General features: G+C 63.0%; 19 protein-coding genes and 3 tRNA genes. 17 read left to right on the top strand and 5 right to left on the bottom strand.

All coding sequences use genetic code 11. The features are described from left to right. Positions 1-9 precede the first annotated feature (9 nt). Positions 10-465, bottom strand: a complete 456-nt coding sequence (locus tag ACH196_RS03760; RefSeq protein WP_396645060.1) for a MucR family transcriptional regulator — start codon at positions 463-465, stop codon at positions 10-12. A gap of 269 nt (positions 466-734) precedes the next feature. On the opposite strand from ACH196_RS03760, the gene ACH196_RS03755 reads away from it, so the two are divergent. Beyond that, positions 735-914 carry a hypothetical protein gene (locus ACH196_RS03755; protein WP_396645058.1) on the top strand — a complete coding sequence of 60 codons (180 nt, stop codon included), beginning with the start codon at positions 735-737 and terminating at the stop codon, positions 912-914. Positions 915-996: 82 nt separating this feature from the next. On the opposite strand, the gene ACH196_RS03750 is transcribed toward ACH196_RS03755, so the two are convergent. Beyond that, a tRNA-Asn gene (locus tag ACH196_RS03750) sits at positions 997-1,071 on the bottom strand. 185 nt (positions 1,072-1,256) lie between these two features. Here ACH196_RS03750 and ACH196_RS03745 point away from each other — a divergent pair. The 9 genes from ACH196_RS03745 to ACH196_RS03705 all read left to right on the top strand — a co-directional run bounded on the left by ACH196_RS03745 (position 1,257) and on the right by ACH196_RS03705 (position 12,686). Next, positions 1,257-1,559 (top strand): PGPGW domain-containing protein, encoded by a 303-nt coding sequence (locus ACH196_RS03745; RefSeq protein ID WP_396645056.1) that lies wholly within the window; start codon positions 1,257-1,259, stop codon positions 1,557-1,559. Between the two features lie 208 nt (positions 1,560-1,767). After that, positions 1,768-1,841 (top strand) — tRNA-Cys (locus ACH196_RS03740). A 442-nt stretch (positions 1,842-2,283) separates the two neighbouring features. Next, complete coding sequence (locus tag ACH196_RS03735; RefSeq protein ID WP_396645054.1) at positions 2,284-2,958, top strand: protein-L-isoaspartate O-methyltransferase; 675 nt, start codon at positions 2,284-2,286, stop codon at positions 2,956-2,958. A 156-nt stretch (positions 2,959-3,114) separates the two neighbouring features. Continuing rightward, entirely contained in the window at positions 3,115-4,554 is a 1,440-nt protein-coding gene (locus tag ACH196_RS03730) for a TolC family outer membrane protein (RefSeq protein WP_396645052.1), read from the top strand. Between the two features lie 160 nt (positions 4,555-4,714). After that, positions 4,715-5,569: a DUF2497 domain-containing protein gene (locus ACH196_RS03725; protein WP_396645050.1), complete on the top strand. Its 855-nt coding sequence runs from the start codon at positions 4,715-4,717 to the stop codon at positions 5,567-5,569. 671 nt (positions 5,570-6,240) lie between these two features. Then, the gene (locus ACH196_RS03720; protein ID WP_396645048.1) at positions 6,241-9,150 is read left to right on the top strand and encodes a valine--tRNA ligase; all 2,910 of its coding nucleotides are present in this window, start codon (positions 6,241-6,243) and stop codon (positions 9,148-9,150) included. A gap of 347 nt (positions 9,151-9,497) precedes the next feature. Further along, positions 9,498-10,772, top strand: coding sequence for an outer membrane protein transport protein (locus ACH196_RS03715; RefSeq protein WP_396645046.1), 1,275 nt, complete (start codon positions 9,498-9,500; stop codon positions 10,770-10,772). 245 nt (positions 10,773-11,017) lie between these two features. Further along, positions 11,018-12,454, top strand: a complete 1,437-nt coding sequence (locus tag ACH196_RS03710) for an aldehyde dehydrogenase family protein (RefSeq protein WP_396645045.1) — start codon at positions 11,018-11,020, stop codon at positions 12,452-12,454. A 157-nt stretch (positions 12,455-12,611) separates the two neighbouring features. Continuing rightward, positions 12,612-12,686 (top strand) — tRNA-Val (locus ACH196_RS03705). Positions 12,687-12,699: 13 nt separating this feature from the next. Here the strand turns inward: ACH196_RS03705 and ACH196_RS03700 are convergent. Then, complete coding sequence (locus tag ACH196_RS03700) at positions 12,700-13,383, bottom strand: HAD family hydrolase (protein WP_396645044.1); 684 nt, start codon at positions 13,381-13,383, stop codon at positions 12,700-12,702. A gap of 149 nt (positions 13,384-13,532) precedes the next feature. On the opposite strand from ACH196_RS03700, the gene rpiA reads away from it, so the two are divergent. From rpiA to gor, 3 genes are all read left to right on the top strand, one after another. Next, positions 13,533-14,231 (top strand): ribose-5-phosphate isomerase RpiA, encoded by a 699-nt coding sequence (gene rpiA, locus ACH196_RS03695; protein WP_396645042.1) that lies wholly within the window; start codon positions 13,533-13,535, stop codon positions 14,229-14,231. Positions 14,232-14,249: 18 nt separating this feature from the next. Further along, positions 14,250-14,804 (top strand): DUF2059 domain-containing protein, encoded by a 555-nt coding sequence (locus tag ACH196_RS03690; protein WP_396645040.1) that lies wholly within the window; start codon positions 14,250-14,252, stop codon positions 14,802-14,804. Positions 14,805-14,917: 113 nt separating this feature from the next. Continuing rightward, a complete protein-coding gene (gor, locus tag ACH196_RS03685) occupies positions 14,918-16,309 on the top strand; it encodes a glutathione-disulfide reductase (RefSeq protein ID WP_396645039.1) in 1,392 nt (463 codons plus the stop codon). A 76-nt stretch (positions 16,310-16,385) separates the two neighbouring features. Here gor and ACH196_RS03680 read toward each other — a convergent pair whose 3' ends face one another. Together ACH196_RS03680 and ACH196_RS03675 are read right to left on the bottom strand one after the other, a co-directional pair. After that, the gene (locus ACH196_RS03680) at positions 16,386-17,492 is read right to left on the bottom strand and encodes a PLP-dependent cysteine synthase family protein (protein WP_396645037.1); all 1,107 of its coding nucleotides are present in this window, start codon (positions 17,490-17,492) and stop codon (positions 16,386-16,388) included. Positions 17,493-17,515: 23 nt separating this feature from the next. Further along, positions 17,516-17,797: a transcriptional regulator gene (locus tag ACH196_RS03675; protein ID WP_396645036.1), complete on the bottom strand. Its 282-nt coding sequence runs from the start codon at positions 17,795-17,797 to the stop codon at positions 17,516-17,518. Between the two features lie 474 nt (positions 17,798-18,271). Between ACH196_RS03675 and rpsL the strand changes: the two genes are divergently transcribed. The 4 genes from rpsL to ACH196_RS03655 form a co-directional block, all read left to right on the top strand. Beyond that, a complete protein-coding gene (rpsL, locus tag ACH196_RS03670) occupies positions 18,272-18,643 on the top strand; it encodes a 30S ribosomal protein S12 (protein ID WP_396645034.1) in 372 nt (123 codons plus the stop codon). Positions 18,644-18,712: 69 nt separating this feature from the next. Next, on the top strand, positions 18,713-19,183 hold the full coding sequence (rpsG, locus tag ACH196_RS03665; RefSeq protein WP_349007001.1) for a 30S ribosomal protein S7: 471 nt from the start codon (positions 18,713-18,715) through the stop codon (positions 19,181-19,183). A 31-nt stretch (positions 19,184-19,214) separates the two neighbouring features. Next, a complete protein-coding gene (gene fusA, locus ACH196_RS03660) occupies positions 19,215-21,305 on the top strand; it encodes an elongation factor G (protein ID WP_396645031.1) in 2,091 nt (696 codons plus the stop codon). 66 nt (positions 21,306-21,371) lie between these two features. Continuing rightward, on the top strand, positions 21,372-21,645 hold a 274-nt coding region (locus ACH196_RS03655), incomplete at its 3' end, for a GTP-binding protein (protein WP_396645030.1).

The following is a 21,645-nucleotide window of genomic DNA, read 5'->3' as shown; positions in this document are numbered from 1 at the left end:
ATCCGTCTGCTAGTTGGCCCGGGCCTTCTTTGCCCTGCCACGTTTCGCGGGTTCCGGCTCTGGTGCGGAAGGAGTGCCTAGTCCTATGGCCTTCGCCAATTCCGACCGCCTAACCGAGTAATCCGGCGCCGTCATCGGATATTCCGGGCCCAGATTCCACTTTTGCCGGTATGCCTCGGGCGTCATTCCGTGACTGGTCATCAGGTGGCGCTTCAATGAACTGAATTTTTTCCCGTCCTCCAGACAGACGATATGATCGGGATGGACCGACTTCTTCGGATTTACGAAGGGCTTTTGCGGCTCCTTCGCTTCCGGCTCGGGTCCCTTGGCGTCGGCCAGGGATGCAAGCGTAGAGTGAAGACTTGCGATGAGGGCCGCCAGATCGGCAGCCGGCACAGGATTGTTGGCGACATAGGCAGCGACAATATCCGCTGTCAGCTCAATGAGTTCGTCTTGTCCGGTCATCGTTCCTTCGCCAATGTTTAATGCTCTTCAGCATCATCCAATCATCCACCAACGTCCAGTTCGGATTGAGCAAAATGTCAATTGATGCGCAAGGAATCGGGTGACCCATAGGAAACCCGGTGGGACGTCTGGGGAACAGCCTGCGAATATTTGCCGTCAATGCCCGCTGCTCGGCGTCTCATGTGCACCGGTGTGCCGATAGTGGTTGCGCCCAGCCAACTGCAACGACTCTTCTGCCGCCGCGTTGACCCAGAAAACGGACAATCGCAATGGCCGATCAACCAGCAGAAAAGAGCCGCCTGGCTTCCAAAGGAGATGAGGCGAAAGCCCTTCATCTGGCCGAGACGACCGATCTGTCTCCGCAGCAAGCCAAAGAGTTGCTGCACAAGCACGGAGGCGACATGAAGAAGGCGCAAAGGGAGGCCGAGAATTTCAAGGCGGAAGGCTAGGGCGCAGCGGAAACGAAGGCCTGATGACAGTAGCTTGCGGACCTGACGCAAGTGGGAAGGGCGGCTAAGTCTTTGAAAATATTGGCTCCCCGGGCCGGATTCGAACCAGCGACCAACCGGTTAACAGCCGGTTGCTCTACCACTGAGCTACCGGGGAACGGATGCTCGTTTCAGCATTGCGCGTGCCTATAGCAAACCCCTTTCGGCTTTGCAAAGCGGTGCGGAGCATTTTTTTGGCCGGCTTACCCAGTGATGTGGCGGGCGGCATGTGTCGGCATCATATGATGCCGGTCTATTGTCGGTCGATACGAGCGGCATTGTCCTCGGCTGGAGAAGAGATGGATGGGCGGAAAGACCAGGCGCAACGCGGACGCGGAAGGGCCCGAGACTGCAAGCGGCGATGATGGCGCGCGCAGGATAAAGGTTCTCGGCCGCGAGGTCCGGATGCCGCAGTCCCGCATTTCGCGCGTTGCGATCGGCGTGCTGCTGGTCTTCTTCGGACTGCTCGGCTTCCTGCCGGTGCTGGGCTTCTGGATGATACCGCTGGGCCTGCTCGTCCTGTCCTACGAATTCGCCTCGGTGCGCCGGCTGCGCCGCCGAACCGTGGTCTGGTGGGAGCGGAGGAGACGTCCGCCCGCGCGATAGTCCGTGGTGCCATGCCCCATTTCGGGGCGGGAGCCCGCACGCTGCCGGCGTCGGGTTCCCGCGGCCGGGCCTCCCGGGTGATGCGCAAACGGCACGTTTCGAATCGATGTTGACAATGGAACCGGGCAGCCACTTCAGAACGTCCTTGTCACTTGACCGGCCCCCGATGGGTAACCTATTGAGCGTGCCTAGAACGGCGGGGCGGCGAGGCCTCGTGGCGGAGTGGTTACGCAGAGGACTGCAAATCCTTGCACCCCGGTTCGATTCCGGGCGAGGCCTCCATCCTGTCGTTTGATGCGGACGGACAACGGTGCATTTCGCCGGGTCCGTCATGCGGGTCATAGCCAACACGGCGTGAACCGACGGCCATTTCCCTCTATTTCTGCGCTGTTCATGCTGGATGTGGCTTGCGCCGCCGCTTTTTGTTGCGACGAATCAAGCCGGGAAGCTTTAAGGTGAGGCGCGAGCGCCACGCCCGTGAAAAATCGCGGCCGCAGTCTGGACATTGGAAAATCGATGACCGACATAGGCTGCGAATACGGGTTACACATCGTTAACGGTAGAGGCCCATCCTAGGTGTCGCGTTGCACCAAAAGCTTTGAGTTCTCCAGTTTGTGGAAATCCGGGCGAGGTCTCCATCCTGTTGTTGCCGGTTTGCATGGCCGGCGCTCGCGTTCGAACAGCAATGCGCGCCACGTGGCGCAGGGAACGGACCGGTTTTGAGATGGAAGCAGACTACGCCCAGCGGCGAATTCGCATGGTCGATGGCCAGGTGCGCACCACCGATGTGACCAGCCCGGCGCTGCTCGACGCGATGCTTGCCGTTCCGCGCGAGAAATTCGTCGCCGCCAGTCGCCGTAACCTTGCCTACATCGACGAGGACGTCGAGATCGCCCCGGCGCAGGGCGGCGGTTCGCCGCGATATCTGATGGAAGCGTCGCCCTTCGCCAAGCTCGTGCAGCTCGCCGAGGTCTTGCCGTCGGATTTCGTCCTCGATGTCGGCTGCGGCACCGGTTATTCGGCGGCGGTCCTGTCGCGTCTGGCGAGTTCGGTGGTGGCGTTGGAGGCCGACCAGACGCTTGCCGACCTCGCGACGGAAAATCTCGCCGGGCTCGGCTGCGACAATGTGGCCGTGGTGCGCGGTCCGTTCCACGAAGGGTATGCGGCGGAAGCGCCTTACGACGTGATTTTTGTCGGCGGTGCGGTGGAGGTTCCGCCGGAGACGCTGTTTTCGCAACTCAAGGATGGTGGACGGCTGGTCGTGGTCGAGGGGGGCGGAAACGCCGGCAAGGCGCGGCTTTATTCCAAATGGAACGGTGTGGTCACCGGACGCAGCGCATTCAACGCGGCAATTAAGCCATTGCCGGGGTTCGAGCGCGCTTATACGTTTCAGTTCTAGGACGGTTGGGACTGATCCGAACGGGTTATAGGATTTTTTGCTGGCTCTCGGGGTTGGATGAGAGTGGGTGACAGGTAACGTGGTGGTTGAGTTGACGGACCGCGCCGGATGATCCGGGCGGAGCGGGCTTTCGCTGCTACGATAGAGGGATGCGCTGTGCAGTTTGTTCGCAAGTCTTTGTTCGCTGCCGCCTTGCTGTCCGTGACAGCATTGTCGACCGCCACGGTTTCAGCTGAGACCATCACCGGCGCGCTGATCAAGGCCTATCAGCTCAATTCAAGCTTCAATTCGGCGCGTGCCGGAGCGCGGGCGACCGATGAAAACGTGGCGATTGCCAAGTCCGGATATCGGCCGGTCATCGTTGGTACTGGCTCCATCAACTATACGTCGACCAACGTAAACCCGCGTCTGAAAGGCGTGGGAAATTCGAGTTCGCGCATCACCACCGGATCGTTCGGCGTCGAAATCCAGCAGACTCTCTTCGACGGCTTTCAGACCAAGAACAACGTGCACTCGGCCGAGGCGCAGGTGCAGGCGTCTTTCGAGAACCTGCGCAACACCGAGATGAACACGCTGTTCAATGCGGCAAGCGCCTACATGGACGTCATCCGCGACCGGCGTATCGCGGTGTTGACGGAGCAGAATCTGGAATTCCTGAACGAACAGGCCCGCGCAGCGCGCTCGCGCCTCGAAGTCGGCGAAGGCACGCGCACCGACGTTGCCCAGGCGGATGCAAGCCGCTCGGAAGCCGTCGCCCAGCTCGCGGCGGCGCGCGCCAACGCCTTGGCCAGCGCCGCCAACTACCGCGCAATCGTCGGCGAGGAACCGGGCAATCTCAAGCCGGCTTCGCCCCTGGCGAAGCTCCTGCCCAAATCCGTTGACGCTGCTTACGGCATAGCCGAATCCCGGCATCCGGCGATCCTTTCAGCGCAGCATGTGGTCGATGCAGCCGGATTCGCGGTGAAGTCGGCGGAAGGCCAGTTGCTGCCGCAGATCACCGGTGTGGCGAGCGTCGACAGTGGTTTCACCAACACGCAGCCCTTTGTTCCCGGAAGCGGCCTGTTCGACCAGGGCAGGAATACCAGCGGCGGCGCCAACGGCAGCAACACCTCCGCCAGCATCGGCGCGCAGATCAACATTCCACTCTACCAGGCTGGCCGCGTGTCCGCTCAGGTCCGGCAAGCGAAGGAACAGTTGGGGCAGGCCCGCATCGACGTCGACGTGTCGCGAGACCAGGTGCGGCAGGCGGTGACCTCCGCCTGGACGAGCTACACCGCTGCGCGTGAGAACGTGACCGCCAATCGGGAAACCGTCGCGGCGACGCAGCTTGCGCTTAACGGTGTTATCGAGGAGCGCAATGTCGGCCAGCGCACGACGCTGGACGTTTTGAACGCACAGCAGGACGTCATCACTGCCCAGGTCAATCTTGCCAGCAGCGAGCGCGACGTGGTGGTCGGCAGCTACGCCATCCTTTCGGCGATCGGCGCGCTCGGCGCCAAGCGACTTGGTCTCCAAGTGGCGGAATACAGGCCGCAGGAACACTACAATGCCGTCAAGGACAAGTGGTTCGGCCTGCGCACGCCGGACGGCCGGTAATTCAGGCCGTAAGCCCCTTCTACCCTTTGGAAATCGTTTCGAATCCGCTCTTTGGGGATTCTCGCCTGCGCCTGCCTCCGCTACGCTGATGCCATGATTCGTGGGCGGCTTTCTCCGAAAGCCGTTTTCAGCGGCGGTCACAAAGGCGGCGGATGTGACGATGGCACAACTCGGCAGCGCTCAGCGCGAACCCTCGATGGAAGAGATTCTGGCTTCCATCCGCAGGATTATCGAGGATAGCGACACGGTTCGCCGTCCGGACGACGGCAGTCAGCCGGTGCGGCCCGACAATGATGTTTCGCCTTCGGCCGGTGCCGGCCAGGCCGTGTCGGCGGCGGCGCAGGAAGGCACGGTGATCGAAGTCGATACGTTCCGCACAGCTCCTCGCGCCGACGTTCCCGCGACCGAATCGCGCAGGCCCGTTACCCTCGCAGAAGTGCAGGCGCAGGTCGTTGCGGAAAGAGCCGCCGCACGTGAGGCCGCAGAGCAGGATTATCAGCAGGCGGCATCTCCCGTCGCGCCGGATGCAGGTCTGGCCGCAGTCGCCGCGCAGCCGCTGTTCGAGCCGGAAGAGGCGTCGATGACGACCGTTTCCGCAACGCCCAAAATCCCCGAAATGACGGAATGGCAACTCGGCGTCTCCGAGCCGGAAGCGATCGAACCCGTCGAGCATGACGATTTCGACCTCGACGAGGTGGCGAACGCCGTTCTCCAGGATATTGCCGACTCGCAGGCAAATCACGCTCCGGCGGACGAGATGGTCGCGGATGCGCCGGCGCCGTTCGCCGAATCGGTGCGTCCGGCCATCATTTCGGACCATACCGGGCGACAGGTGGCCGCCGCTTTCAATGAATTGTCCGAAGCGCTGGCGGCTCGCAACCGCAAGAGCCTCGACGAGATGGCCGAGGAGATGCTGCGGCCAATGCTGCAGGACTGGCTGGACAACAATCTCCCGACGCTTGTCGAGCGGCTGGTGCGCGAGGAAATCGAGCGGGTCGCGCGGGGCGCGAGTTAGGCTCCTATCGCCGTCGCGCGGTTTGGCAAACGGGGACGGCTTGTTCTATTTTTATTTTGTTTTCGCGTAAAAATGCAGCTTCGGCGAATTGATACCCGGTAGAAAAGGTAACTATTTCAGGCGCTTACCTTTTCGTCATATCTCGTGAAAAAATTCAACGGCACGATTTTTCACTCGATCTCATCCCCGTCCCCAAAAACCTGCCTCATAATCCTCCGCAGTTTCTCCTGCCGGGAACGCTTCCGGAGTCGTTCGAAAGTGGGGAGGAACCGGCGCCTCCGCCATGCTGCCGACGAAGCGGCATGGCCGGGGAGGCCGCGTCCGAAGGTTCCTCCCCCGGCACTACGGTCGGGGCGCACTGGACGAGTGCTTAAGACCGGGCCAGCCGAGGCACAAAAATGCCGGAGCCGGAGCAAGGCGAAGCGGAACAGGACGAGGCCAAAAATCGCCGGCGGGCGCAGGAAGCTGCGCCATATTGTTAGTCTGTGAGGCAAGGCTTTTTGCGCCCGCTTCCCGACTTCTCCCTCCGCGGCAGGGAGCGTTCTTTGAAAATGGCCAGGGCCGAAGGGCAGCGTGGCAACGGGGAAGCTTGGCATCCGCGGTTGACTTGCCTCTTGCCATTCGATTTACACCGGCCTTTCGAATTTCCGGACAATGGCAGGCGGTTTCCCATGCTCGACAAGACCTATGACGCAAAAGCCGTCGAACCACGGATCGCCGAACGCTGGGAGGCTGAGGACGCATTTCGTGCCGGGGCGGGTGCGGAGACTGGCGCGGAGCCTTTCTCCATCGTCATCCCGCCGCCCAACGTCACCGGCTCGCTGCATATGGGGCACGCGCTCAACAACACGCTGCAGGACATTCTTGTCCGCTTCGAGCGCATGCGCGGCAAGAACGTGCTCTGGCAGCCCGGCATGGATCATGCAGGCATCGCCACGCAGATGGTCGTCGAGCGCCAACTAGCCGAAAGCGGCATCTCGCGCCGCGACATCGGCCGCGACGAGTTCATCAGTCGTGTGTGGACCTGGAAGGAGCAGTCGGGCGGCGCGATCATCCATCAGTTGAAACGCCTTGGCGCGTCCTGCGACTGGTTGCGCGAACGCTTCACCATGGACGAGGGCCTGTCGGAGGCCGTGCTCGAAGTGTTCGTGCGGCTCTACAAGGAAGGGCTGATCTATCGCGGCAAGCGGCTGGTCAACTGGGATCCGGCTTTCGAGACGGCGATCTCCGACCTCGAAGTGGAGAACAAGGAAGCCGACGGCCATATGTGGCATTTCAAATATCCGCTGGCCGGCGGCGAGACCTACACCTATGTCGAGAAGGACGCTGACGGAAACGTCGTGCTGGAGGAAGAGCGCGACTATATCTCCATCGCGACGACGCGGCCCGAAACCATGCTGGGCGACGGCGCGGTGGCCGTGCATCCATCCGACGAGCGCTACGCGCCGATCGTCGGCAAGCTTTGCGAAATCCCGGTCGGGCCGAAGGAACACCGGCGGCTGATCCCGATCATCACCGACGAATATCCCGATCCCACTTTCGGTTCGGGCGCGGTGAAGATCACCGGCGCGCACGACTTCAACGACTACCAGGTCGCCCGCCGCAACAACATTCCGCTCTATCGGCTGATGGATACGCGCGCGGTGATGCGCGCCGACGGCGAGCCCTATGCCGACCACGCGGCGCAGGCGCTGCAGATCGCCAAGACCGGCAACACGCCTAGCGAGGCGGAGGTGGACGGCATCAATCTGGTGCCGGACGAATATCGCGGCCTCGACCGTTACGCCGCCCGTAAACTCATCGTCGAGGCGATCACCGCGGAAGGGCTCGCCGTCACGGTCAAGGACGCCGAGGGCAACGACGTTCCGTTCGTCGAGGCCAAGAAGATCATGCAGCCGTTCGGCGACCGCTCCGGCGTGGTGATCGAGCCGATGCTGACCGACCAGTGGTTCCTTGACGCCAAGGTGCTGGCGAAGCCGGCGATCGCCTCGGTGCGCGAGGGCCGAACCAACTTCGTGCCGAAGCACTGGGAAAAGACGTATTTCGACTGGATGGAGAACATCGAGCCGTGGTGCGTGTCCCGCCAGCTCTGGTGGGGTCACCAGATCCCGGCCTGGTACGGGCCGGACGGGCATGTCTTCGTGGAAAAGACCGAGGAAGAGGCGCTCAGTGCCGCGGTCGAATATTATCTGGCGCTCGAAGGCCCGTGGAAGGCATGGGTCGAGGACAAGCTCGAAAACTTCAAGCCTGGCGAGATTCTCACCCGCGACGAGGACGTGCTCGACACCTGGTTCTCCTCGGCGCTGTGGCCGTTCTCGACGCTGGGCTGGCCGGACAACACGCCGGAACTGAAGACCTATTACCAGACCGACGTTCTGGTGACTGGCTTCGACATCATCTTCTTCTGGGTCGCCCGCATGATGATGATGGGCCTGCATTTCATGGACGAGGAGCCGTTCCATACGGTCTATGTCCATGCGCTGGTCCGCGACAAGACCGGCGCAAAGATGTCGAAGTCGAAGGGCAACGTCATCGACCCGCTCGACCTGATCAGCGAATACGGCGCCGACGCGGTACGCTTCACGCTGACCATCATGGCCGCGCAGGGCAGGGACGTTAAGCTCGATCCGGCCCGCATCGCCGGCTATCGCAATTTTGGCACCAAGTTGTGGAACGCGACCCGCTTCGCGCAGATGAACGGCGTGGCGCGCAACGACGATTTCTGGCTGAACGACGCCAAGCTCACCGTCAACCGCTGGATCCTGACCGAGCTGACGCACACGGCCCGCGCCGTGACCGAAGGGATCACCAGCTACCGCTTCAACGAGGCGGCGGGCGCGGCCTACCGGTTCGTCTGGAATTTGGTCTGTGACTGGTATGTCGAACTGCTGAAACCCGTGTTCATGGGCGACGACGAGGAGGCCAAGGCCGAAAGCCGCGCCTGCATGGCCTTCGTGCTCGACGAGATCTACAAGCTGCTGCACCCGATCATGCCGTTCATGACCGAGGAGCTCTGGGCGCATACGGCGGGCGAGGGCAAGGAACGGTCGACCCTGCTCTGCCATGCGCGCTGGCCGCAGCCGGATTTCGACGACGCGGATGCGGCGGCCGAGATCAACTGGCTGGTCGACCTGGTTTCGGGCATCCGTTCAGTACGCTCGGAGATGAACGTCCCCGCCGGCGCGGTTGCGCCGCTGGTCGTTGTCGGCGCGGATGCGACCACGATGCGCAGGCTCGAACGCCAGGACGCCGCGATCAAGCGTCTTGCGCGCGTCGACGCCATCACCCACGCCGCCGCGCCGCCGCCGGCGTCGGCGCAGATCGTGCTCGGCGAGGCGACGGTCTGTCTGCCGCTTGGCGGCCTGATCGACCTCGCGGTCGAAGCGACGAGGCTGCAGAAGGAACTGGCCAAGGTCACGGAAGAGGTGGCGCGCATCCGCAAGAAGCTGTCGAACGAACGCTTCGTCGCCAACGCAGCGCCGGAGGTCGTCGAGGCCGAGCGCGAGAAACTTGCCGAGTATCTGCTGACGCAGGAAAGGCTGGCCGTCGCGCTCTCGCGGGTGCGCGACATCAAGGCTTGATGGTGAGTCGCGGGACGGCGCCTTGCCGTTCCGCGACGCCTCGAAAAACACACCGCGGCGTTATTCCGCAGCGGCAGTTCAACCACATCTGGCGATTTTCCGCCCCATTGTTGCCGCAAAGTTACAAGTCGGCCCAATTCGCGGAAATTGCGTGCTGGTTTGGGCGTTTTTCCTTTTTTCCTTATCGTTTTTTACCGAATCCCTGCGAAACTCGATCCCATCGGCGTGCTCCGACGGGGGAGTCGGGAGAACTCGCCGGTACGGTCGGCTCGTCGGGGCGAGATGCTGGTTGCACCCTTCCCGTGAATTCGATCAAGGTTGCGTGAAGTACTGGGGAGAGGACATTCATGAGCCGGACGCTGCTGTCGTCACTGATCGGCGCAAGCTTGCTTGCCACCGTGGCCGTCGGCCCCGCAATGGCGGGCGGCCTGGAACGCGGCGGCTATAACATCGATCTCCTGTTCGACCCTTCGCGCTTCGCCGCTGAGGCGACAGCCACTTACGTCATGCCGGACCGCAAAATTGAGAACGCGGTCGATACCGACCCGACGACGGCGCTTGTGCCTCCCGGAAGCCCGGGCTTCGGACGGGGCGGCGGAAATCTGAACGGTCGTTCCACGACTGCCGACGACTCCGAACCCTACTGGGTCCCGCGAATCGGTATCAAGGCCGGGATGGCGGGTTTCGATTGCATGATCGATTATTCCCAGCCCTGGGGCGTCCACAGCAATCCCGGCCTCAACTGGGCCGGCGCCAACAGCAACATCGAGACCAAGATCGACAGCGACAACTATGCCGGCACGTGCTCCTACAAGTTCGATGTCGGCAAGGGCGGCCAGTTGCGCTTGATCGGCGGCGTCTTCTACCAGGAAGTCGACGGCTTCAAGACGCGCCTCGTGCAGGATTTTACCGGGATTCCGGTGCCGTTCACGGGTATCGGGCGGATTGACCTTGAAGGCGACGGCGTTGGCTGGCGCATCGGTGCGGCATACGAAATCCCGGAAATCGCCTTCCGCGCCAGCCTGGTCTACAACAGCGAAGTCGACCTCGGCGACGTGACGGGGACCGTGGACCTTACGCAGGCCGGGCGTACCGCCATCCCGGTATTTGGCACGGCCAGCATGCCGGCCTCGGTGGAGTTCAAGATTCAGACGGGCATTGCGCCCGACTGGCTGGCTTTCGGTTCAGTGAAGTGGGTCGACTGGAGCGTCCTTCAGGTCGTGAGCTTCTGCTCCACCGCGGTCAAGTCGCTTGGTTGCAGCTACCAGGGACCGGGTTTTGTCACGTCGCTCGATCTGCTCTATCGCGACGGCTGGACGGTGCAGGGCGGTGTCGGCCACCGGTTCAACGATCAGTGGAGTGGCGCGGTTTCCTTGACCTGGGATCGCGGAACGACAACCGGTCTCAGTTCGCAGACCGATACCTGGACCGTCAGCGCCGGTGCGGCCTATACGCCGAACCAGAATGTCGAGGTCAGGCTGGGCGGCGCGCTTGGTATCCTGACCAGCGGTTCCGTCGGCGCTGTCGAGAGCGACGGCAACACGTTCGGAACCGATGTGTCCTACGACTTCGGCAACGACCTCGTCAGCGCGCTGTCCGGCAGCCTCAAGGTCAAGTTCTGATATCCGGCAGTCTGGCTGTCATCGCTTCGTATGAACGGCGCCGATCGGCGCCGTCATCATTTGTGTCCGGCGCATGCGGAATCGTCGGGGTGCCGTATGAATCTCGCGCCACAAGCCTGTTGCTGCCGTCAGGTTTCGCCTAAGTAGGCACCGAGCTCGCCGGTACCTTCGCCATTGACGCATGGGTCGTTCGCGGGCTGGATGGCCTCTGGCCGACACTGAAATCTGGTTTGATGGAAGCGGATATGAGCGAACTGCACGGCAATCTGATCGACGGCGAATGGGTGAAGGGCGACGCGGTCCCCAACATCAATCCGTCCGACACCGACGACGTCGTCGGTACCTATGCCCGGGCGACCAAGGCCGACGCGCTTGCGGCCATCGCCGCGGCCAAGGCCGCCTTCCCGAAATGGTCGCGCTCCGGCCCGATGGAGCGCCACGCTGTGCTGCGAAAGGCCTCCGACGAGATTCTTGCGCGCAAGGAGGAACTCGGAAAACTCCTGTCGCGTGAAGAGGGCAAGACGCTCGTCGAAGGCATTGGCGAGACTATCCGCGCCGCGCAGATTTTCGACTTCTTCGCCGGCGAGGCGCTGCGCCTGACCGGCGAGACGGTCCCGTCGGTGCGGCCCGGCGTCGGTGTCGAGATCACCCGCGAGGCGGTCGGCGTCGTCGGCATCATCACGCCATGGAATTTCCCGATCGCCATCCCGGCCTGGAAGCTCGCCCCGGCGCTGTGCTACGGCAACACCGTCGTGTTCAAGCCGGCCGACCTTGTTCCCGGCTGCTCGTGGGCGATCGTCGACATATTGCACCGCGCCGGCCTGCCGAAAGGCGTGCTCAATCTGGTTATGGGCAAGGGCTCGGTCGTAGGCCAGGCGATGCTGGATAGCGCCGACATCAACGCCGTCACCTTCACCGGCTCGGTCGGCACCGGCAAGCGTGTGGCGGCGGCGAGCATCGAGCACAACCGGAAATTCCAGCTCGAGATGGGCGGCAAGAACCCGCTGGTGGTGCTGGACGACGCCGATCTCGCGATCGCCGTCGATTGCGCGGTCAATGGCGCCTTCTTCTCGACCGGCCAGCGCTGCACGGCATCATCGCGGCTGATCGTGCAGGACGGCATCCACGACAAGTTCGTCGCTGCGGTCACCGACAAGCTGAAAAACCTCGTCGTCGACAATGCTTTGAAGGCCGGCACGCAGATCGGCCCGGTGGTCGACCAGAACCAGCTCGACCAGGACGAGAAATACATCGCCATCGGCCGCGACGAGGGCGCGAAACTTGCTTTCGGCGGCGAGCGGCTGAACCGCGAGACGCCCGGCTTCTATCTGCAGCCGGCGCTGTTCACGGAGGCCACCAATGCCATGCGCATCAGCCAGGAAGAGATTTTCGGGCCGGTCGCGTCGGTCATCCGGGTCAAGGACTATGAGGAGGCGCTGCATGTCGCCAACGATACGCCGTTCGGCCTGTCGTCCGGCATCTGCACGACCAGCCTGAAATACGCCACGCATTACAAGCGCAACGCCGAGGCGGGTATGGTAATGGTCAACCTGCCGACCGCTGGCGTTGATTTCCATGTGCCGTTCGGCGGCCGCAAGGGTTCGAGCCATGGCTCGCGCGAGCAGGGCCGTTACGCCGCCGAGTTCTACACCACCGTCAAGACGGCCTACACGCTGGCCTGACCGGCGGGCGCTCGCGGCAGAGTTTCGCCCTGCCGCTGGCGCCACGCAACGCCGGCACCGTCTGTCGGCGAACAATCCACAAAGCGGGCCAGGCGTCCTTGACTTGGCCCGCCGCCGCATCCTATATCGCGGCTCGCTTCGGCCTTGGGCCGCTGGCGGGCGATTAGCTCAGCGGGAGAGCACACCCTTCACACGGGTGGGGTCGCAGGTTCAATCCCTGCATCGCCCACCATTTTCCTTGCCGGTCAGGCTTGGGCTGCTTCAACCAGATCACCGCACAATTCCACGGTCAGCTCGTCGAAATGCGAGATGATGCGCGACGGACCGAATTCACGGACATGCCGGTCCGTGTAGCCGAAATCGACGGCCACGACCGGAATGCCTGCGGCCTTGGCCGTGTCGATATCGGTCTGCGAATCGCCGACCATGATTGCATGACTGACGTCGCCGCCTGCCAGCGCGATGGTTTCAGTCAGGTGCCGTGGATCCGGCTTGCGGAACGCAAAACTGTCCGAGCCGCAGATCGCTGCGAACCGGCCAGCGAGACCCAGACCTTCCAGCAGGCGCTTCGAAAAGCCTTCGGTCTTGTTGGTGCAGACGGCGAACAGGTAGCCTGCCGCGGCAAGTCGCGTGAGTGCGGCCGGCACTCCCGGATAGGGCTGCGACCGGCCCGGAATGTTGCTACCGTAGTGGTCGAGGAACAGGTTGAACAGCCGGTCGTGCTCGGCAGGTTCCAGCATGCGCTTCTGCGCGGCATAGGCGCGCTCGATCATCACCCGCGCGCCATGGCCGACGAACTGGCGGATACCGTTGTTGTCGGCGAGCGCCGCGCCGCCGGCCAACAGGCTGTGGTTCAGGCTGTCCAGCAGGTCGGGAGCCGTGTCGACGAGGGTTCCGTCGAGATCGAAGACGACAATCGGGCGGTTCATGAAAAGGCTCGCATGGCTAAGGATGGATCGCGCCCGAAGTACCGCGCGGGCCAGCCCGGCGCAACCCGGCCGAATCGCCACGTTGTCCAGGGTTTGCCCGGCGTGGCAAAGATGCTAAGCGCGACGCTCGAGATGATGGCGAGCGGCCCATGGATGCGCGGACACTGAAGATCGAAGCGGCACGGGCGGCGCTCGCCCATGTCGAGGACGGCATGCGGCTTGGCATTGGCAGCGGCTCCACGGCGGAAGAATTCGTGCGGCTGCTTGCAAAGAGGGTCGGGGAGGGGCTGTCGATCATCGGTGTGCCGACCTCCGAGCGCACCGCAAAACTCTGCAACGAGACCGGCGTGCCGTTGACGACGCTCGACGATACGCCGGAGCTCGATCTCACCGTGGACGGCGCCGACGAATTCGATCCGAATCTAGTCCTGATCAAGGGCGGCGGCGGCGCGCTGCTGCGTGAGAAGATCGTCGCGGCGGCGTCGAAGCGGATGATCGTGATCGCCGATGAAAGCAAGGCGGTCGAGGTGCTCGGCCGCTTCCCGCTGCCCATCGAAGTCAATCCGTTCGGCCTGCGCGCCACCGAGATCGCGATCCGCCGCGTCGCCGAGGAACTCAGTCTCGCGGGGTCGATCACATTGCGGATGACGAAGGATGCGCCATTTGTTACAGACGGCGGGCATTTCATCCTCGACGCATCTTTTGGCCGCATTCCCGATCCAAGAGCGCTGTCAAATGGTCTTCATTCCGTGCCTGGCGTTGTCGAGCATGGTCTGTTTCTAGGCCTGGCGCGCATGGTGGTGGTGGCCGGCGCAAGCGGCGCGCGGACGATCCTCGCGCAACAATAAACAGGAGTTGCCCTTATCATGATCCGGCTGAATTCGATCCGCCGTCTCGCTCTCGCCGCCGTCGCCTCGGCGGCCGTCTTCACGGCGCTGCCGGCATTCGCGCAGGACATTTCCGAAGACCATCTGAAGGCCGCGCGCGCCGCCATCACGGTGATCGGTGCGACCGAGGTCTATGATGGAATCCTGCCTGACGCCGCCGCGGCGCTGAAGCAGTCGCTTATCCAGAAGAATCCGGATCTGCAGGAACTGATCGTCAAGACGGTCGACGAGACGACCATCTCGCTGGCCCCGCGCCGCGCCGACCTCGAGAAGGAAGCGGCTCTTGTCTATGCCAAGGCTTTCTCGGCCGACGAACTCAATGCCATCGCCGCCTTCTACGGGACCGAGGCGGGGAAGAAGCTGCTCGACCAGGGGCCGACCCTGATCCGCAGCGTCGCCCAGGCTGCGGAAATCTGGCAGCGCGGCGTCGCGCGCGATCTGGCGGACAATGTCGGCAAGGCCATCAACGCGGCGGTCCCGAAGAAGCCGGCGGAAGCAGCGGCGCCGGCAGACGCCCAGCCGAAGGCCAACTGATTCAAGCCCGCCGCCGTTGCCATGCTCAAGCCCGGCTTCGCGCCGGGCTTTTCATTTCGGCGCACGCTGCATAAGTGTGACTTCGCCATCCGGAAGCGATTTGGAGACGACCCATGTCCCAATACGACTATGATTTGTTCGTGATTGGCGGCGGTTCGGGCGGGGTGCGCGCCGCACGGGTCAGCGCCGGCCTCGGGAAGCGGGTGGCAATCGCGGAAGAGTACCGGTTCGGTGGCACATGTGTCATCCGCGGCTGCGTTCCGAAGAAGCTGCTGGTCTATGCCTCGCAATTCTCCGAACAGTTCGAGGATGCCTCGGGTTACGGCTGGAGCGTCGGCGAAACGTCGTTCGACTGGCCGACGCTGATCGCCAACAAGGATCGTGAGATCGCGCGACTGGAGAGCATTTATCGGTCGGGCGTCGAGAAGGCGGGTGGCACGGCCTTCCACAGCCGCGCCGAGCTTGTTGACGGCCATACGATCCGGCTCATTTCCGAAGGCCGGACGGTGACGGCCGAAACCATCCTGATCGCCACCGGCGGCCGGCCGAGCCCGCATGAAGCGCTGCCGGGCCATGAACTGACGATCACCTCCAACGAGGCCTTTCACCTGCAGGAACTGCCGAAGGCGATCGTGATTGCCGGCGGCGGCTACATCGCCGTCGAATTCGCCAACATCTTCCATGGGCTCGGCGTCGACACGACGCTGATCTATCGCGGCGCCGAAATTCTTTCGCGCTTCGACATGGATCTCAGGCGCGGCCTGCATGAGGCGATGGAGCGCAAGGGTATAAAAATCCTGTGCCACGACGTGTTCGCCGGCATCGAGAAATGCGGGGGTGAACGGCTCTTGGCGCGCACTGCCAAGGGGCGGGAACTCGTTGTCGACCAGGTGATGCTTGCGCTGGGCCGCACACCCAACACCGAAAATCTCGGGCTGGAAAATGCCGGCGTGGCGCTTGGGCCGGCTGGCGATATTCTCGTCGACGATTATTCGCGGACCAATGTCGACAACATTTTTGCTCTGGGCGACGTGACCAACCGGCTGCAATTGACACCGGTGGCGATCCACGAGGCGATGTGTTTCGTCGAGACCGTCTTCAGGAACAACCCGACAAAACCCGATCTCGACGACGTTCCGACGGCGGTGTTCTCGCAGCCGGAGATCGGCACGGTCGGTCTTAGCGAAGAGGCGGCGGCGAAGAAGCTGGGTGATCTCGATATCTACCGGGCGGCGTTTCGGCCGATGCGCAACATCCTTCCCGGACGCGACGAACGCACGATCATGAAGCTGATTGTCGAGGCCGGCTCGAACCGCGTCGTCGGCGCGCACATCCTCGGGCCTGATGCCGGCGAGATGGCGCAGCTTCTCGGTATCGCCGTCAAGGGGCGGCTGACCAAGGATGTGTTCGACCGCACCATGGCGGTTCACCCGACGGCCGCGGAGGAACTGGTGACCATGTACCAGCCGAGCTATCGGATCAGGAGTGGCGAACGGGTCGCGTGAGGGGGCGGCGAGATCTCGGCCAGGCGACATCGACGGATTTGCCAAGTCGCCGAAAGCGAGGCGGCTTGCTCTGTGGTCAGCCCCAGCACTCCCGGCACGGCAGGTCGAGCGGCGCGCCCGCCAAAAATGCTTCGATTGCCGGAATGTGAGGGGCAGGGTCCAACTGCCTCTCGGCCAGCCAGTCGTCGGAATAATAGGTGTTGGCGTAGCGCTCGCCGGAATCGCAGATCAGCGTGACGATCGACCCACTCTCGCCAGCCGCGGCCATGCGTGACGCGGCTAGGCACATGCCGGCGAAGTTCGTGCCGGTCGAGCCGCCGACACGGCGGCCGATACGCTTCGACAGCACACGCATCGCCGCCAGCGACACCGCGTCGGGGATGCGCACCATATGGTCGATGACGCCGGGCACAAAGGACGGCTCGACCCGTGGCCGGCCAATGCCTTCGATGCGCGAAGGCTGCTCGCAGCGGCAATCGGGGTTTTTTGTCGCATAGCCGTCGAAGAACGCCGAGCGTTCGGCGTCGGCGACCGACAGCCGGGTCGGGTGGCGCTTGTAGCGGATGTAGCGGCCGATCGTCGCCGTGGTGCCGCCGGTGCCGGGGCTCATGACGATCCAGGCCGGGATCGGATGATGTTCGTCGCGCATCTGACCGAAGATCGATTCGGCGATGTTGTTGTTGCCGCGCCAGTCGGTGGCGCGCTCGGCGTAGGTGAACTGGTCCATGAAATGACCGCCGAGCCTCGCCGCCAGTTCGGCCGATTCGGCATAGATGCGGCGGCCGTCGTCGATGAAATGACTGGCGCCGCCAAAATGCTCGATCGCGGCGATCTTTTCCGGCGACGTGGTGCGCGGCATCACCGCATAGAAAGGCACGCCGATCATGCGGGCGAAATAGGCCTCGGACACGGCGGTCGACCCCGACGACGCCTCGATCACCGGCGCGCCTTCGCGGATATGGCCGTTGCACAGCGCATAGAGGAAGAGCGAACGCGCCAGCCTGTGCTTGAGGCTTCCGGTCGGATGGGTGGATTCGTCCTTGAGATAGAGGTCGATGCCGGAAAGGGCAGGGACCTCGAGCTTCCACAGATGAGTGTCGGCCGAGCGGCGCTGGTCGGCCTCGATCTGGGCGACGGCCTCGTCGGCCCAGCCCCGCGACGACAAGCTTTGCGATATGTCCATCGATCCTCCGTGGCCTGAGCCTATCAGATGTCCTCCTCGAAGGTAACGATCGACACCTCGCCCTCCAGCGCGCCCTGATAGGCGGAGGCGTGCGGCTCCTCGTCCGGCGGACCGTCCATATCGCCGATCTGGTCGAGTTCGGCCTCGGCATAGCCTTCCTTCGCCAGCGCATCCAGGGCGGTGCGAACGGCGGAATCGTCGTCGGGCGCGACGAGGAAAATGTGCACGCCTTCCGACTCGCCGCCCTTGGTGCGAAAAACCCGGCCGGTAATGATGGTGACGGGTTTCGGTTCGTTGTCGTTCATCGTGATTCTCTAGAGAAGGATGGGATTTGAGGCTGCCCAAGTATCGAACTAAGCGCGTTTCGGGAAATGGAAAGGACCGACATCGTCCGGCAGGACATATTCGTTTCTCTCGGCAACGGCGAACGAAAGAAAATTGCCGCATGTTGCGCGCCCAGCGCATGGCACCTATCTCCGCGCCACATTTCGCGTTTCGCGCTTGACGCCCAAGGACTCAGCGAGTAGAAGCCGCCTCGTCTGAACCGATGTGAGGTCTGACGTTTCGGGTCGTCGCGACCTGAAGTTCGCCTCAAACAGGGTTCGTTCTACGAGCGAAAACACATTTCCGGCATGCATGAAGCGCTCAGCGCTTCCTCTGCTTTTTGTTCGGGCAAAACCGCAAGACGCGGTTTCATGCCCGAATTTGCGTATGGAAATGGCGTTCGAAACCGCCCTGGACGGGCCCTGGATACGGACTAAGAAAGACAAGAGGATTTAATGCCTGCCGTCAACCAGCTGATCCGCAAGCCGCGCCAAGCGCCGGCGACGCGCAACAAGGTTCCGGCCATGCAGCAGAACCCGCAGAAGCGGGGCGTCTGCACGCGCGTCTACACGACGACGCCGAAGAAACCGAACTCGGCGCTGCGCAAGGTCGCGAAGATCCGCCTTACCAACGGCTTCGAAGTGATTGGCTACATTCCGGGCGAGGGTCACAACCTCCAGGAGCACTCGGTCGTCATGATCCGCGGCGGCCGCGTAAAAGACCTTCCGGGCGTGCGCTACCACATCATCCGTGGCGTGCTCGACACCCAGGGCGTCAAGAACCGCAAGCAGCGCCGTTCGAAGTACGGCGCGAAGCGTCCGAAGTAAGGGCTTTTCCCCCGGCTTCGGCGCTTTCTTTTTAGAGCGCCAGGCCGTCGAGAGTGAGAGATCAAAAAGATGTCCCGTCGTCACAGTGCAGACAAGCGCGAAATCAACCCGGATCCCAAGTTCGGCGATCTGGTTGTCACCAAGTTCATGAACGCCATCATGTATGACGGCAAGAAGTCGGTCGCCGAGACGATCGTCTACAGCGCGTTCGAGCAGGTCCGCTCCAAGGCCAAGCAGGAGCCGGTGGTGGTCTTCAAGCAGGCGCTCGACAATGTCGCGCCGCATGTCGAAGTCCGCTCCCGCCGCGTCGGCGGCGCCACCTACCAGGTGCCGGTCGACGTCCGTCCGGAGCGCCGCCAGGCGCTCGCCATCCGCTGGCTGATCACGGCTGCCCGCAACCGCAACGAGACCACTATGGTCGATCGCCTGTCCGGCGAACTCATGGATGCCGCCAACAATCGCGGCACGGCGGTCAAGAAGCGTGAAGACACCCACAAGATGGCCGAAGCCAACCGCGCCTTCGCGCACTACCGCTGGTAACGGCGCGGACAGGACATAAAGAGGCACTCCCATGGCTCGCGAATACAAGATCGAAGACTACCGCAATTTTGGTATCATGGCGCATATCGACGCCGGCAAGACCACGACCACGGAACGCGTCCTCTATTACACCGGCAAGTCCCACAAGATCGGCGAAGTCCATGACGGCGCCGCCACCATGGACTGGATGGAGCAGGAGCAGGAGCGCGGCATCACGATCACGTCGGCCGCGACCACGACCTTCTGGAAGGGCCGTGACGGCAAGCTGCGCCGCTTCAACATCATCGACACCCCCGGACACGTCGACTTCACCATCGAGGTGGAGCGCTCGCTGCGCGTGCTCGACGGCGCTATTGCGCTGCTCGACGCCAATGCCGGCGTGGAGCCGCAGACCGAGACGGTGTGGCGCCAGGCCGACAAGTATCATGTGCCGCGCATGATCTTCTGCAACAAGATGGACAAGATCGGCGCCGACTTCTACCGCTCGGTGGAGATGATCGGTTCGCGTCTTGGCGCGCAGGCCGTCGTCATGCAGTTGCCGATCGGCGCGGAGACCGAGTTCAAGGGCGTCGTCGACCTGGTCGAGATGAACGCGCTGGTCTGGCGTGACGAGACGCTGGGCGCTGCCTGGGACGTCGTCGAGATCCCGGCCGACCTCAAGGCCAAGGCGGAAGAATACCGCGAGAAGATGATCGAGGCCGCCGTCGAAATGGACGAGACGGCGCTCGAGAATTATCTCGAAGGCAAAATGCCTGACAACGACGAGATCCGCGCCCTCATTCGCAAGGGCACGATCGCGGTGAAATTCTTCCCGATGTTTTGTGGCTCGGCCTTCAAGAACAAGGGCGTACAGCCGCTGCTTGATGCGGTCGTCGAATACCTGCCGTCGCCCATCGACGTGCCTGCCATCAAGGGCATCGACGCCAAGACGGAAGCTGAGATCGAGCGTCACGCGGACGACAACGAGCCGCTGTCGATGCTGGCCTTCAAGATCATGAACGACCCGTTCGTCGGCTCGCTGACCTTCGCCCGCATCTATTCGGGCAAGCTCTCCAAGGGCGTGTCACTGGACAACACCGTGAAGGGCAAGAAGGAGCGCATCGGCCGCATGCTGCAGATGCATGCGAATTCGCGCGCCGACATCGACGAGGCCTTCGCCGGCGACATCGTGGCGCTGGCCGGCCTCAAGGACACGACGACGGGCGATACGCTTTGCGATCCGCTGAAGCCGGTCATTCTGGAGCGGATGGAGTTCCCCGATCCGGTCATCCAGATCGCCATCGAGCCGAAGACCAAGGGCGATCAGGAGAAGATGGGCCTGGCGCTGCATCGTCTCGCCGCCGAGGATCCGTCATTCCGCGTCAAGACCGACGAGGAGAGCGGCCAGACCATCATCGCCGGCATGGGCGAACTTCACCTCGACATCATCGTCGACCGCATGCGCCGCGAGTTCAAGGTCGAGGCCAATGTCGGTGCGCCGCAGGTGGCCTATCGCGAGACCATCACCCGCTCCCACGAGCAGGACTACACCCACAAGAAGCAGACCGGCGGCACGGGCCAGTTCGCCCGCGTCAAGCTGCTGTTCGAGCCGAATCCGGGAAGCAGCGAATTCCTGTTCGAATCGAAGATCGTCGGCGGCGCGGTGCCGAAGGAATACATTCCGGGTGTCGAGAAGGGCATCAACAGCGTCATGTCGTCCGGTCCGTTCGCCGGCTTCCCGATGATCGGCGTCAAGGCGACGCTCATCGACGGCGCTTTCCACGACGTGGACTCCAGCGTGCTGGCGTTCGAAATCGCCGGCCGCGCCTGTTTCCGCGAGGCCGCGCCGAAGCTCGGCGTGCAACTGCTTGAGCCGATCATGAAGGTCGAGGTGGTGACACCGGAAGACTATGTCGGTTCGGTCATCGGCGACCTGAACGGCCGCCGCGGTCAGATCCAGGGCCAGGAGGCGCGCGGCGTCGCTGTCGTCATCAACGCGATGGTGCCGCTCGCCAACATGTTCAAATACGTCGACAATCTGCGTTCGATGTCGCAGGGCCGCGCCCAGTACACGATGCAGTTCGACCACTACGAGCCGGTGCCGACTGCCGTCGCGCAGGAAGTCCAGAAGAAATACGCGTAAGCCCAAGGGCATCTGCGCAAAACTTGATCCATTGCCTTAGCGGGCGAAGCAAGACGGAGACCTCACATGGCCAAGAGCAAATTCGAGCGGACGAAGCCGCATGTGAACATTGGGACGATCGGCCATGTCGACCATGGCAAGACGTCGTTGACGGCGGCGATCACCAAGTATTTCGGTGAATACAAGCGTTACGACCAGATCGACGCGGCGCCCGAAGAGAAGGCGCGCGGCATCACGATCTCGACGGCGCATGTCGAATACGAGACGCCGGCCCGCCACTACGCGCATGTCGACTGCCCCGGCCACGCCGACTATGTGAAGAACATGATCACCGGCGCCG

The organism is Mesorhizobium sp. IMUNJ 23232, from assembly GCF_044326205.1.
Lineage (GTDB): Bacteria > Pseudomonadota > Alphaproteobacteria > Rhizobiales > Rhizobiaceae > Kumtagia.
Note: the sequence above shows the minus strand (reverse complement) of the source record. Positions and strands in the feature narration are given on the sequence as shown.

Bases quoted from the DNA above. Each gene is read 5' to 3' on its own strand.
- ACH196_RS03755 (WP_396645058.1), top strand. From the start codon at position 735: ATGGCCGATCAACCAGCAGAAAAGAGCCGCCTGGCTTCCAAAGGAGAT.
- fusA (WP_396645031.1), top strand. From the start codon at position 19,215: ATGGCTCGCGAATACAAGATCGAAGACTACCGCAATTTTGGTATCATG.
- ACH196_RS03675 (WP_396645036.1), bottom strand. From the start codon at position 17,797: ATGAACGACAACGAACCGAAACCCGTCACCATCATTACCGGCCGGGTT.
- ACH196_RS03710 (WP_396645045.1), top strand. From the start codon at position 11,018: ATGAGCGAACTGCACGGCAATCTGATCGACGGCGAATGGGTGAAGGGC.
- rpsL (WP_396645034.1), top strand. From the start codon at position 18,272: ATGCCTGCCGTCAACCAGCTGATCCGCAAGCCGCGCCAAGCGCCGGCG.
- gor (WP_396645039.1), top strand. From the start codon at position 14,918: ATGTCCCAATACGACTATGATTTGTTCGTGATTGGCGGCGGTTCGGGC.
- ACH196_RS03680 (WP_396645037.1), bottom strand. From the start codon at position 17,492: ATGGACATATCGCAAAGCTTGTCGTCGCGGGGCTGGGCCGACGAGGCC.
- ACH196_RS03715 (WP_396645046.1), top strand. From the start codon at position 9,498: ATGAGCCGGACGCTGCTGTCGTCACTGATCGGCGCAAGCTTGCTTGCC.
- ACH196_RS03700 (WP_396645044.1), bottom strand. From the start codon at position 13,383: ATGAACCGCCCGATTGTCGTCTTCGATCTCGACGGAACCCTCGTCGAC.
- rpiA (WP_396645042.1), top strand. From the start codon at position 13,533: ATGGATGCGCGGACACTGAAGATCGAAGCGGCACGGGCGGCGCTCGCC.
- ACH196_RS03725 (WP_396645050.1), top strand. From the start codon at position 4,715: ATGGCACAACTCGGCAGCGCTCAGCGCGAACCCTCGATGGAAGAGATT.
- ACH196_RS03745 (WP_396645056.1), top strand. From the start codon at position 1,257: ATGGGCGGAAAGACCAGGCGCAACGCGGACGCGGAAGGGCCCGAGACT.
- ACH196_RS03720 (WP_396645048.1), top strand. From the start codon at position 6,241: ATGCTCGACAAGACCTATGACGCAAAAGCCGTCGAACCACGGATCGCC.
- ACH196_RS03690 (WP_396645040.1), top strand. From the start codon at position 14,250: ATGATCCGGCTGAATTCGATCCGCCGTCTCGCTCTCGCCGCCGTCGCC.
- ACH196_RS03760 (WP_396645060.1), bottom strand. From the start codon at position 465: ATGACCGGACAAGACGAACTCATTGAGCTGACAGCGGATATTGTCGCT.
- ACH196_RS03735 (WP_396645054.1), top strand. From the start codon at position 2,284: ATGGAAGCAGACTACGCCCAGCGGCGAATTCGCATGGTCGATGGCCAG.
- rpsG (WP_349007001.1), top strand. From the start codon at position 18,713: ATGTCCCGTCGTCACAGTGCAGACAAGCGCGAAATCAACCCGGATCCC.